Consider the following 13,414-nt stretch of genomic DNA (forward strand, 5'->3'; position numbering starts at 1 on the left):
CGTTCGCTGAGCCGCGCGGGGCCCGTTCGCGCCGACGACCGGGTCCCGCGCCCCCATCCTCGCCAAGGAGTCACAAGCATGCGCATCCGCGCCCTCATCCCCAGGGTCCTCAGGTGTCGCGAGGCTGGCGCCTCGCCACGCCTTCCGGTCGCCATCCCCGGGGTCCTCAGGCGTCGCGAGGCTGGCGCCTCGCCGCGCCTTCCGGTCGCCATCCCCGAGGTCCTCAGGCGTCGCGAGGCGCTCGCCTCGCCACGCCTTCCGGTCGCCGCCGCGACCGCGGCGCTCGCCCTGGTGGCGGGCCTCGCGGTCGCGGCGCCGGCCCAGGCCGCCCCGCTCACCAAGGTTCTGGTGTTCTCCAAGACGGCCGGCTTCCGGCACTCGTCGATACCCAACGGCATCGCCGCGATCCAGCTCCTCGGGTCGCAGAACGGCTTCTCCGTCACCGCCACCGAGGACGCGAACCAGTTCACCACCGCCAACCTGGCGCAGTACCAGGCCGTCGTCTTCCTCTCCACGACCGGCGACGTGCTCAACGCCACCCAGCAGACCGCGTTCCAGTCGTACGTCACCGGCGGCGGTGGTTTCGTCGGCGTGCACGCGGCCGCCGACACCGAGTACGACTGGCCGTTCTACGGCGAGCTGGTCGGTGCCTGGTTCGCGTCGCATCCGGCCAACCAGACCGCTACGGTGCGGGTCGAAGACCGCGGCAACGCGTCCACCGCCCACCTTCCGGCCACCTGGTCCCGGCTCGACGAGTGGTACAACTACCGGACCAACCCCCGGTCCACCGCCAAGGTGCTGGCCAGCCTCGACGAGTCGTCCTACAGCGGCGGCACGATGGCCGGCGACCACCCGATCACCTGGTGCAAGAACGTCGGGAGTGGACGGTCCTGGTACACCGGGCTCGGCCACGTCGAAGAGGCCTACGCCGACGCCAACTTCACCAGAATGTTGCTCGGCGGCATCCAGATCGCGGCCAACAACCGGCCCGCCGACTGCCGGCCGGAGACCGGCTACACCGCGCTGTTCGACGGCACCCAGGCCAGCCTCAACAACTGGCAGCAGATCGGGCCGGGCGGCTTCACCCTGGCCGACGGCACGCTCAGCTCGGTCGGCGGGATGGGCCTGCTCTGGTATCCGCTGCGCACGTTCGCCAACTATTCGCTCAAGGTCGACTGGATGATGCCGGGCGACGACAACGGCGGCGTCTTCGTCGGCTTCCCGCACCCGGGCACCGACCCGTGGAACCCGGTCAACCAGGGCCACGAGATCCAGATCGACGCGACCGACGCCGACCCGTCGCGCACCACCGGCAGCGTCTACAGCTTCTCCGGGCCCAACTTCGCCCTGCGCGACGCCGCGCTCAACCCGCCGGGCTCGTGGAACACCTACGAGATCGGCGTGCACGGCCAGCGGGTGGAGATCTGGCTCAACGGCGTCAAGATCAACGATTATCAGAGTACGCGGGCCATCGCCAACGGCTACATCGGCGTGCAGAACGACGGCGCCGGCGCCGACATCAACTACCGCAACATCCGGATCAAGGCCGACGGCGGCACCCAACCCGCCACCGACATCGCACAGGGCAGGCCGGTCACCGTGTCGAGTGTGGAGGGTGGCAATCTCGCCGCGTACGCCACCGACGGCAACTCGGCGACCCGCTGGGGCAGCGCCTACAGCGATCCGCAGTCGATCACCGTCGACCTGGGGCAGTCCTACAACCTGTCCCGGGTGCGGCTCAACTGGGAGACCGCGTACGGGCGGGCGTATCAGATCCAGACCTCGCCCGACAACTCGACCTGGACGACGGTCTACTCGACCACCACCGGCGACGGCGGGGTCGACGACCTCACCCTCACCGGCACGGGTCGCTACGTGCGGATGAACGGCACGCAGCGGGCCACCCAGTGGGGCTATTCGCTGTGGGACCTCAACGTCTACGGCACACCCGGCGGCGGCTCCTCGTTGCTGTCCCGCAACCGGCCGGTGACCGTGTCCAGTGTGGAACCCGGCTCGCCGCACGCCGGCGCCAACGCCGTCGACGGCAACACCACCACCCGCTGGGGCTCGGCCTACAGCGACCCGCAGTGGATCACCGTCGACCTGGGCTCGGCGCGGACCGTCAACCGCGTCCGGCTCCAGTGGGAGGCGGCCTACGCCCGGTCCTACCAGATCCAGACCTCGAGCAACGGCTCGACCTGGACGAACGCCTACTCCACCACCACGGGTGACGGGGGTGTCGACGACGTCACCCTCAGCGCCGCGCCCACGGCTCGCTATGTCCGCGTCAACGGCACGCAGCGCGCCCTCACCCAGTACGGCTACTCCCTTTGGGAGTTCGAGGTCTACGGCTCCTGACCCCCGGCACGAAAGGAACACCCATGCGCTCGTCCCCTCGGCGCTGGTCGCGGCTGTTCGCCGTCGGCCTGCTCAGCGTCGCCAGCTCCACGCTGGCGGTCACCTCGGCCGCGGCACCCGCCGCCGCGGCCGACATCCCGGCCGCCGACTACCAGCAGGTCCAGCTGGCGGTCGGCTCCGCCGAACTCGGCGAGGCCATGTCCCTGGCCGTGCTGCCGGACCGCACGGTCATCCACACCGCCCGCAACGGCGTGGTCCGGGTGACCGACGCGGCCGGCAACACCAAGGTCGCCGGCACCATCCCCGTCTACACCCACGACGAGGAGGGCCTGCAGGGCGTCGCGGTCGACCCGGGCTTCGCCAGCAACCGCTACGTCTGGCTCTACTACTCGCCGCCGCTGTCGACGCCGGCCGGCGACGCGCCGACCACCGGCACGGCGGCCGACTTCACCGCGTGGAAGGGCCACCTGAACCTGTCGCGCTTCACCCTCAACGCCGACAACACGCTCAACATGGGCAGCCAGGTGGTCGTGATGACCGTCGACAACGACCGCGGCCAGTGCTGCCACGTCGGCGGCGACATCGACTTCGACGCGGCCGGCAACCTCTACCTGACCACCGGCGACGACACCAACCCGTTCGAGAGCAACGCCTACACGCCGATCGACGAGCGGACCAACCGCAACCCGCAGTTCGACGCCCAGCGCTCCGCGGGCAACACCAACGACCTGCGCGGCAAGCTGCTGCGGATCAAGCCGCAGGCCAACGGCACCTACACCATCCCGTCCGGCAACATGTTCGCACCGGGCACGGCCAACACCCGGCCGGAGATCTACGCGATGGGCTTCCGGAACCCCTTCCGGATGAGCGTCGACAAGCCGACCGGCATCGTCTACCTCGGCGACTACGGCCCGGACGCGGGCGCCGCCGACCCCAACCGCGGTCCCGGCGGCCAGGTCGAGTTCAACCGGGTCACGGCACCGGGCAACTACGGCTGGCCGTACTGCACCGGCAGCAACTCGACCAACGAGACCTACAACGACTTCACCTTCCCGAGCGGGCCGTCGGGCGCCAAGTTCAACTGCGCCGGCGGGCCGACCAACAACTCGTTCCGCAACACCGGCCTGCAGACCCTGCCGGCGGCCAAGCCGGCCTGGATCCGCTACGGCTTCGACTCGAGCCCACCGGAGTTCGGTGGCGGCTCCGAGTCGCCCATGGGCGGCCCGGTGTACCGCTACAACGCGTCGCTGAACTCGGCGGTCAAGTTCCCGCAGTCGCTCGACGGCCGCTTCTTCGCCGGCGAGTACGGCCGGCAGTGGATCAAGGCGATCGCGGTGAACAGCAACGGCACCCCCGGGGAGATCTCCGACTTCCCGTGGGACGGCACCCAGGTGATGGACATGGCCTTCGGGCCCGACGGCGCCCTATACGTGCTCGACTACGGCACCGGCTCCAACAACCAGGCGCTCTACCGGGTCGAATACATCGGCGGCGGCAACCGCAGCCCGGTGGCGGTCGCCTCGGCCAACAAGACCTCCGGTCCGGCCCCGCTGGCCATCACCTTCTCCTCGGCGGGTTCGTCGGACCCGGAGGGCGGGGCGCTGTCCTACCTCTGGACATTCGGCGACGGCACCACGTCGACGGCGGCCAACCCGACGAAGACCTACACCACCAACGGCACCTACACGCCGACCCTGCGAGTGACCGACCCGACCGGATTGTCCGGCACGGCGAGCCTGGTCGTCACGGTCGGCAACTCGGCACCGACGGTCAACCTCAGCGCCCCGGCCGACGGGACGCTGTTCAACTTCGGTGACACCATCCCGTACACGGTGAGCGTCTCCGATCCTGAGGACGGCACCGTCAACTGCGCGCGCGTGTCGGTGACCTATTTCCTGGGCCACGACAACCACTCGCACCAGATCACCTCGAAGACCGGTTGCTCCGGCACGCTGACCGTGCCCACCGACGGCGAGCACGACGCGGCGGCCAACATCTTCGGCATCTTCGTCGCCTCCTACACCGACAACGGCGGGCTGACCACGACCAGCCAGAAGACGTTGCAGCCGCGGCACCGCCAGGGCGAGCATTTCGGCACGCAGTCCGGTGGTGTGCAACTGGCCAGCCACGCGGCCGCCGAGGGCGGCGCGACCGTGGGCTTCATCGACAACAACGACTGGGTCTCGTTCCGGCCCTACAACCTGTCCACGGCGACCAGCGTCACCGCACGGGTCTCCTCCGCCGGTGCCGGTGGCACCATCGAGGTCCGCAGTGGCTCGCAGACCGGCCCGCTGCACGCGACGCTGACGGTCACCCCGACCGGAAGTTGGGAGACCTTCGCCAACGTCACCGCCAACCTGACCGGCGTGCCGTCGGGGCCGACCCAGCTGTACCTCGTGTTCAAGGGCGGCGCCGGCAATCTGTTCGACCTCGACGCGTTCACCTTCAACTCGACCGGGACGCCGCCGACCGGCGGGTCCACCCTCAAGGCGCTGGTCAACAACCAGTTCGTCAGCGCCGCCAACAGCACCACGCCGCTGATCGCCAACAAGGCGACCGCCGGCACCACCGAGCGGTTCGACGTGGTCGACCTGGGCGGCGGCAACGTCGCGCTGCGCTCGCGGGCCAACAACATGTTCGTCTGCGCCGAGAACGCCGGTGCGGAGGCGCTGGTGGCCAACCGGGCCACCGCCGGCTCCTGGGAGACCTTCACCCTGATCCGCAACTCCGACGGCAGCGAGAGCCTGCGGGCGACCGTCAACAACATGTACGTGGTCGCGGAGAACAGCGGTGCCGCGGCGCTGATCGCCAACCGGACGTCGATCGGACCCTGGGAGAAGTTCGACCTCGTCTAGCCGACGCTGGCCAGTCATTGGATGAATCGCCCCGGCAACGGGGCGATTCTTCCGTTGTGGAGATTGGAGGTCTTGCCATACATCCGACCACCTGGTAAACATCGGACCTATGAATGCGCGTGAGGGTCATCGATGACCGCCCGGTTCGTGTCGCTCGACACCTATGACGTGCGGTTCCCGACCTCGCGCGAGCTCGACGGCTCCGACGCGATGAACCCGGATCCGGATTATTCGGCCGCCTACGTGGTGCTGCGCACAGACGAGGTCGACGGCCACGAGGGGCACGGGTTCGCGTTCACCATCGGGCGGGGCAACGAGGTGCAGACCGCCGCGATCGCCGCGCTGCGGCCCTACCTGGCCGGGCGCCTGGTCAAGAACGTGCTCGACGACCTCGGCGGGTTCTGGCGCGAGTTGGTGCACGACTCGCAACTGCGCTGGCTCGGCCCCGAGAAGGGCGTCATGCACATGGCCATCTCGGCCGTGGTCAACGCTCTCTGGGACCTCAAGGCCAAGCAGGCCGGCCTGCCGCTCTGGCAACTGCTGGCCTCGATGCCGCCCGAGGAACTGGTCTCCCTGGTCGACTTCCGCTATCTGACCGACGCGCTCACCCCCGGCGAGGCGCTCGACCTGCTCCAGCCCGGCGCCGTCGGTCGCGAGGAGCGGGTCGCCGAGTTGCTGGCCAGCGGTTACCCGGCATATGCGACGTCGCCGGGCTGGCTCGGCTACGACGACGCCAAGCTGCACCGGCTCTGCCGGGAGGCCCTCGACGCGGGCTTCACCCAGATCAAGCTGAAGGTCGGCGCCGACGTCGACGACGACATCCGCCGGCTGCGGATCGCTCGTGAGGTCTGCGGCCCCGACATCCGGATCGCCGTCGACGCCAACCAGCGCTGGGACGTCGGCCAGGCCATCGAGTGGGTCGGCGCGCTGGCCGAGTTCGAGCCGTGGTGGGTCGAGGAGCCGACCAGCCCGGACGACGTGGTCGGGCACGCGGCGATCGCCCGAGGCATCGCACCGATCCCGGTGGCCACCGGCGAACACGTGCAGAACCGGGTCGTCTTCAAGCAGTTGCTGCAACTGGGCGCGGTGTCCTATGTGCAGCTCGACGCCGCCCGGGTGGCCGGTGTCAACGAGAACATCGCGATCCTGTTGCTGGCGGCCAAGTTCGGCAAGCCGGTCTGCCCGCACGCGGGCGGCGTCGGCCTGTGCGAGCTGGTGCAGCACCTCTCACTGTTCGACTACGTCGCGGTGTCGCGTTCGATGGACAACCGCGTCATCGAGTACGTCGACCATCTCCACGAGCACTTCCTCGATCCCGTGCAGATCCGCGCCGGTCGTTACCTGGCACCTCAGGCACCCGGCTTCAGCTCGACCATGCGCCCGGAAAGCCGGGCCCGGTTCGCCTTCCCCGACGGCCCGGCCTGGTCCCGCGCCGGCTGAACGGCAACACCCCTACCCATCCCTCTTCCCACCACAGAGGACTGCGATGATCCTGAACAGACGCGCCGTCGTCAGCGTGGCGGTCGTCGCCGCATTCGCCGCGGCGACCGCTGGTTGCAACTCGTCCGAACCCTCCTCGACCGGCGGCAGCGGCACCGACGCGGGTGGCAAGCAGCCGCCGATCGCCGTCGACCTGCCCCGGGCCGACTCCGACTTCTGGAACTCCTACGCGAAATACATCCCGCAGTACGCGCAGGAAACCGGCATCAACATGATGACGCCGACCAACTCGCAGAACGACATCGCGAAGCTGGTCGCCAACGCGCAGGCGCTGACCGCACAGGGCGCCAAGGCGATCGTGATGGCACCGCAGGACACCGGGGCCATCGCCACGACGCTGACCATGCTGGAGACCAAGAAGATCCCGGTCATCTCGGTCGACACCCGGCCCGACAAGGGCAAGGTCTTCATGGTGGTGCGGGCCGACAACCGCGCCTACGGCCAGAAGGCCTGCGAGTTCCTCGGCGAGAAGCTGGGCGGCAAGGGCAAGGTCGTCGAGTTCCAGGGCTCGCTGTCGTCGGTCAACGGCCGCGACCGTTCCGAGGCGTTCGCCGAGTGCATGAAGTCGAAGTTCCCCGGCATCACCATCTTCGAGGAGCCGACCGAGTGGGAGGGCGCCAAGGCGTCCGCCGCGCTGCAGACCCGGCTCGCGCAGCACCCCGACATCAACGGGATCTACATGCAGGCCGGCGGCGTTTTCCTGGCACCGACCCTGCAGCTGCTGAAGTCGAAGAACCTGCTGGTGGCGCCGACCGACCCCAAGCACATCTTCATCGTCTCCAACGACGGCATCCCGCAGGAGTTCGACGCCATCCGCAAGGGCGAGATCGACGCGACGGTCTCGCAGCCGGCCGACCTCTACGCCAAGTACGCGCTTGTCTACGCCAAGGCCGCGGTCGACGGGAAGACGTTCACCCCTGGACCGACCGACCATGACAGCACCATCATCGACGTCGGCAACGGCGTGCTCGAAGACCAGCTGCCGGCGCCGCTCGTGACGAAGGACAACGTCGACGACGCGTCGTTGTGGGGCAACCAGATCGGGAAGTGATGACCGCAGCTCTGTCCGACACGGTCGGCGGTGGGGCCAGCACCCCGCCGCCGGCCGTGGAGGCCACTTCGATAACCAAGCGGTTCGGCGCGACGACCGCGCTGGCCGACGTGAACGTGGCGATCCGGGCCGGCGAGACGCACGCCCTGGTCGGGCGCAACGGCGCGGGCAAGTCGACGCTGGTCTCGGTGCTCACCGGGCTGCACCGCGCCGACGAGGGCACCGTGCGCTTCGGTGGCGAGCCGGCGCCCGCGCCGGCCGACCGCGACGGCTGGCGGCGCCGGGTCGCCTGCGTCTACCAGAAGTCGACCATCATCCCGACGCTGACGGTCGCGGAGAACCTGTTCCTCAACCGGCAGAGCTCGGGCGGTCCGATCCGCTGGGGAACGCTGCGCCGGCGGGCCGGTGCGTTGCTCGAGGAATATGGTGTCGCGGTCGACCCGGCCGCGCAGGCCGGCGACCTCAACGTCGAGCAGCGCCAGCTCGTCGAGATCGCCCGGGCGCTCTCGCTGGGCACCCGCTTCATCATCCTCGACGAACCGACCGCCCGGCTCGACGCGACCGCGATCGAGCGGCTGTTCGAGCGGATGCGGTCGCTGTCGGCGGCCGGCGTGACCATGCTGTTCATCTCGCACCACCTGCGCGAGGTCTACGAGGTCTGCGACACCGTCACCGTGCTCCGCGATGCCCGCTGGGTGCTCACCGAGCCGGTCTCGGCGGTCAGCCACGACCAGTTGGTCGCGGCGATGACCGGTGAGGCCGTCGGGCTGACCGAGGTCGCGCCGCGCGAGGTGCCGCCCGGCGACAGCGTGCTGTCGTTGCGGGAGTTGACGCTCGCCGACGCGTACACCGGGATCGATCTTGAATTGCGTGCCGGCGAGATCGTCGGCGTCACCGGCTCGGGCAGCAGCGGCAAGGTGTCGCTGGCCGAGACCGTCGGCGGGCTACGGCGCGCCGACAGCGGCACGGTCGCGGTCGGCGACCGGGTGGTCGGTGCCGGCGTGCCCGGGGCGCTCAGGGCGGGCATCGGGCTGGTCCCGGAAGACCGGCACCGCGAGGGGCTCGTGCCGCTGCTGTCGGTGGCGGAGAACGCGACCCTGCCGATCGGCGACCGGTTGGGGCCCGCGGGCGTCGTGCTGCCGGCCCGGCGGTCGGCGGTCGCGGAAGAAATGATCAAGAGGTACGACATCCGCACCGAGAGCCCGGCCGCGCCGGTCTCCAGCCTCTCCGGCGGCAACGCGCAGAAGGTCGTGCTGGCCCGCGCGCTGTCCACCGACCCGCGGGTGCTGGTGCTGATCAACCCGACCGCGGGTGTCGACGTGCGCTCGAAGGAGTCGCTGCTCGGCGCGGTGCGGTCGGCGGCCGACCAGGGCACGGGCGTGCTGATGGTCTCCGACGAGCTTGACGACCTGCGGCACTGCGACCGGGTGCTGGTCATGTTCCACGGCCGGGTGACGGCCACGCTGGCCCGCGGCTGGGACGACGCACACGTGGTCGCCGCGGTCGAGGGTGTTTCTGCAGAAGGAGCGCAGTCATGAGCGAGCGAGTCAGCCGGCTCGGTGCGTCGCGGTCAGGGCACGCCTGGCGAAGCGAGGTGCGCGGGTGAGTGAGCGGAGCGAGCGAATCAGCCGGCTCAGTGCGTCGCGGTCAGGGCACGTCTCGCGAAGCGAGGTGCGCGGGTGAGTGAGCGGAGCGAGCGAATCAGCCGGCTCAGTGCGTCGCGGTCAGGGCACGCCTTGCGAAGCGAGGCGCGCGCATGAGCGGCACTACCACGGCACCGCCGTCGACGTCGGCCGAGCCGGCCGGGCGGCGGTTGCGGGGGCCTCGGCTGGCGCGGATGCGGGACCTGGCACTCGTACCCGCGATCATCGTGTTGGTCCTGGTCGGCGCTTTGATCGACCCGGTGTTCCTGAGCAGCGCCAACATCACCAACGTGCTGCAGCAGCAGACCGAGTTGTCGCTGCTGGTGCTGGCCGAGGCGATCATCCTGATCGGTGGCCGGTTCGACCTCTCGCTTGAGTCGACCGTCGGCCTGGCGCCGGCGCTCGCCGTGGCGCTGGTCATCCCGGCCGCCAGCAACGGCTTCGGCACGGAGTGGTCCACGGCGCTGGCGATCCCGATCTGCCTGCTGGTGGGCCTGGCCATCGGTGCGTTCAACGGCCTGCTGATCCTGCGGTTCGGGCTGTCCGCGTTCATCGTCACGCTCGGCATGCTGATCGTGCTGCGCGGCCTGCAGATCGGCATCACCGGCGGCCAGAACCTGTTCGAACTGCCGGAGTCGGTGCTCTACCTGGGCAACGCGACCTGGGTCGGGCTGCCGGCCTCGATCTGGATCTCCGGCATCCTGTTCGCGATCGGCATCGCGGTGCTCGGCTTCTTCAGGCACGGGCGCGCGGTGTACGCCATCGGCGGCAACCGGGACGCCGCGCGCGCCGCCGGCATCCGGGCCGACCGGGTGATGTGGATCGTGTTCATCGTGGGCAGCCTGCTGGCCGCGCTCGCCGGTCTGCTGATGACCGGCCGGCTCGGCTCGGTGGCGTCGGCACAGGGCGACGGCATGATCTTCACGGTGTTCGCGGCGGCCGTGATCGGCGGCGTGAGCATGGAGGGCGGCAAGGGCACGCTGTTCGGCGCGTTGTGCGGCGTCATCGTGCTCGGCCTGATCAACAACATCCTCACGCTCGCCGGCGTCTCGGCGCAGTGGATCCAGGCCATCTACGGCCTGATCATCCTGGTGGCGCTGATGCTCGCCCGGTTGACGACGGGTAAGGCCCAGGACTGAGGTGACCGCGTGGCGTTGACCGACGAAGCCATCGACAAGATCAAGGAGATGATCGTCTCCGGGGCACTCGGCCCCGGAGACCGGCTGCCCAAGGAGGCCGATCTCGCCGAGCGCCTCGGCCTGTCGCGCAACTCGTTACGCGAGGCGGTCAAGGCGCTGTCCATCATCAAGGTGCTCGACGTGCGGCAGGGCGACGGCACCTACGTCACCAGCCTCTCGCCCGACCTGCTGCTCGAGTCGCTGAGCTTCGTGGTCGACTTCCATCGCGACGACACCGTGCTGCAGTTCCTCGAGGTCCGCCGGATCCTGGAGCCGGCGGCCACGGCGCTGGCGTCCCGGCGGATGAACGACTCCGACATCGCGAAACTGCAGCGGGTACTCGACGAGTTGGGTGCGTCCCCCTCGGTGGAGGCGCTGGTCGCCAACGACCTCGAGTTCCACCGGGCGATCGCGGCCGGGTCGGGCAACGCGGCGCTCTGCTCGCTGATCGACGGGCTCTCCGGGCCGACGACCCGGGCCCGCATCTGGCGGGGGCTCACCCAGGAGGGTGCCGTCGACAAGACCCGCGAGCAGCACCAGGCGATTGTCGACGCGATCGCCGGGCGCGAGCCGGAACTCGCCCGGTCGTGGGCGACCGTCCACATCGCGGGCGTCGAGGAGTGGTTGCGACAAGCGCTCTGATCCGCCTTGTACGTCGCTCGGCGTAGTGTCGGATACTCCGGGCCGAGTACGAATTCGTCGGTCCCCGGTCTTAGAGTCAGCGCATCCCATACAGACTCTCCGGACGGGGTTCTCCGATGCGCTCGCTCTACCTCTGGTTGTCCAGGTTGATCGCGCTCGGCGTGGTGGTGCAGGTGCTGGTCATCGCGTGGAGTGCGTTCGACATCTTCAACAAGGCCAACGACGGCGTCCCGTTCACCGAGGACACCGACGCCAACGCCGGCCAGCTGGTGCACTCGGCCGTCGGCATGATGGTGATCCCGGCGCTGGCGTTGATCTTCGGCATCGTCTCGTTCTTCGCCAAGGTGCCCGGCGGGATCGGCCGCGCCTGGATCACGGTCGGTCTCGTGGTGCTGCAGATCGTGCTGGCCTTCGTGTCGTTCGACGCCCCGGTGGTGGGCATGCTGCACGCCCTCAACGCGTTCGCGATCGCGGGCGTCGCCGGCGTGGCCGGTGCCCGCGCGTCCCGTGCCGCTCGTTCTGACACCTCCGTCGCGGCCCCCGTCGGGAGCAGTGACCCAGGGGTCACCGCGGGCGCATGACGGCGCTTGACGACCCGGCCGAGCAGGTTCCCACCTCGGCCGGGGGAGACAACCATGCCCTTTCCACGGCGGTCGACGACGCGGCTGGCACGCCGCCGGCGCCGGCGCCCGGCGGTGCGGAGGCCGCCGGGCGCCGGTCCTGGGTCCGCCACCTGACGCGGTGGGGTGCGATCGGGCTGTCCCTGGTCCTGGTCGGCACGCTCGGCTATCTCTGGTTCGACAGCCGGGTGCCGTCGACCTACTCGGTGATCGACATGGGCTACGCCGACTACGGCGGCGGGGCCGTTCCGCTCGCCGGGCATCAGCATGCCGGGGGAGTGAGCGTCTCGACGCTGACGGGGCCCGCCACCGGGACACCGGCGGTCGCGGTGACGCTGACGGCGCGTAAGGAGTCGTTCACGCTGGCGTCCGGCGAGCGGGTCGACGGCTACACGCTGAATCACGCGTCGCCCGGCCCGGAGATCCGGGCGCGGGTCGGCGATCTGGTCCAGGTCGACCTGGTCAACGAGTCGGTGCCCGACGGGGTGGCGTTGCATTGGCACGGGGTTCGGGTGCCCAACGCCGAAGACGGCGTGGCCGGGGTGACGCAGGACGCCGTGCCCGTCGGCGGGCGGCACACCTACCGGTTCGTGGCGCAGGACGCCGGCACCTACTGGTACCACTCCCACCAGGTGTCGCATGAACAGGTGAAAGGCGGCCTGTTCGGGGCGCTGGTGGTCGACCCTTCGCCCGCGGACCTGGTGCTACCCGTCCACACCTACGACGGGCGGCGCACGGTGCAGGGCGCGTCCGGGGAGCGGCGTCTGCCCGCGCCGGCCGGGGTGCCCGCGCGGCTCCGGTTGATCAACACCGACAACGGGCCGCTGCGGCTGTCGGTGACCGGTGCGCCCTACCGCGTGGTCGCCGTCGACGGCCACGACCTGCACGGGCCGACCGACATCTCCGACCGCGGCGTGGTGATCGCGGCCGGTGGCCGGGTTGACCTTTCCGTGACGCCGCCGGCCGGTGGCGGGGCGGTCCGGGTCGACCTCGGTGCCGGGTCGTCGGTGGTGGTCGGTCCGGCGGGTGCCTCTGCGCCGGCCGCCGTCACCCCGGCCGCGGTGGTCGACCTGCTGTCCTACGGCACGCGCGGGCCCGTCGACCTGGACCTGTCGCACTTCGACCGCGACTTCACGCTCAGCATCGGGCGGTCGCCGGGTTTCCTCGACGGTCGCCCCGGGCTGTGGTGGACGATGAACGGCCACCTCTATCCCGACGTGCCGATGTTCATGGTGCGCACGGGCGACATCGTCAAGATGACGATCAGCAACGATTCGGGCGAGGTGCACCCGATGCACCTGCACGGCCACGTAGCCCTGGTGCTGTCCCGCAACGGCGTGCCGTCCAGCGGCAGTCCGTGGTGGACAGACTCACTCGATGTCGACGACGGCGAGAGCTACGTGATCGCCTTCAAGGCCGATAATCCGGGCATCTGGCTTGACCACTGCCACAACCTGCCGCACGCCACCGACGGGATGATCGCCCACCTGGCGTATGAGGGGTATACGACTCCGTACGTGATCGGTGGAAAGGCCGACAACGCTCCCGAGTGATCATTCAGACAATG

General features: G+C 69.9%; 9 protein-coding genes. All 9 read left to right on the forward strand.

Going from position 1 to position 13,414, the window contains the following annotated elements:
• Positions 1–78: 78 nt before the first annotated feature.
• The 9 genes from AB0J74_RS16855 (at position 79) to AB0J74_RS16895 (ending at position 13,400) form a co-directional block, all read left to right on the forward strand.
• Positions 79–2,358, forward strand: coding sequence for a ThuA domain-containing protein (locus AB0J74_RS16855; protein WP_363448662.1), 2,280 nt, complete (start codon positions 79–81; stop codon positions 2,356–2,358).
• Between the two features lie 23 nt (positions 2,359–2,381).
• A complete protein-coding gene (locus tag AB0J74_RS16860) occupies positions 2,382–5,213 on the forward strand; it encodes a PQQ-dependent sugar dehydrogenase (protein ID WP_363448663.1) in 2,832 nt (943 codons plus the stop codon).
• A gap of 132 nt (positions 5,214–5,345) precedes the next feature.
• A complete protein-coding gene (locus AB0J74_RS16865) occupies positions 5,346–6,653 on the forward strand; it encodes an L-fuconate dehydratase (RefSeq protein WP_363448664.1) in 1,308 nt (435 codons plus the stop codon).
• Between the two features lie 46 nt (positions 6,654–6,699).
• Complete coding sequence (locus AB0J74_RS16870; protein ID WP_363448665.1) at positions 6,700–7,764, forward strand: sugar ABC transporter substrate-binding protein; 1,065 nt, start codon at positions 6,700–6,702, stop codon at positions 7,762–7,764.
• On the forward strand, positions 7,764–9,302 hold the full coding sequence (locus AB0J74_RS16875) for a sugar ABC transporter ATP-binding protein (protein WP_363448666.1): 1,539 nt from the start codon (positions 7,764–7,766) through the stop codon (positions 9,300–9,302). The genes AB0J74_RS16870 and AB0J74_RS16875 overlap by 1 nt, the downstream gene beginning before the upstream one ends.
• 218 nt (positions 9,303–9,520) lie before the next feature.
• Positions 9,521–10,546 carry an ABC transporter permease gene (locus AB0J74_RS16880; RefSeq protein WP_363448667.1) on the forward strand — a complete coding sequence of 342 codons (1,026 nt, stop codon included), beginning with the start codon at positions 9,521–9,523 and terminating at the stop codon, positions 10,544–10,546.
• Positions 10,547–10,555: 9 nt separating this feature from the next.
• Positions 10,556–11,227 carry a FadR/GntR family transcriptional regulator gene (locus AB0J74_RS16885; RefSeq protein WP_363448668.1) on the forward strand — a complete coding sequence of 224 codons (672 nt, stop codon included), beginning with the start codon at positions 10,556–10,558 and terminating at the stop codon, positions 11,225–11,227.
• Positions 11,228–11,343: 116 nt separating this feature from the next.
• Complete coding sequence (locus AB0J74_RS16890; protein WP_363448669.1) at positions 11,344–11,808, forward strand: hypothetical protein; 465 nt, start codon at positions 11,344–11,346, stop codon at positions 11,806–11,808.
• Entirely contained in the window at positions 11,805–13,400 is a 1,596-nt protein-coding gene (locus AB0J74_RS16895) for a multicopper oxidase family protein (protein WP_363448670.1), read from the forward strand. Before AB0J74_RS16890 ends, AB0J74_RS16895 begins: the two co-directional genes overlap by 4 nt.
• The last annotated feature ends 14 nt before the right edge of the window (positions 13,401–13,414 follow it).

The sequence above is a fragment of the Asanoa sp. NPDC049573 genome (assembly GCF_040676615.1).
Taxonomy (GTDB): domain Bacteria; phylum Actinomycetota; class Actinomycetes; order Mycobacteriales; family Micromonosporaceae; genus Asanoa.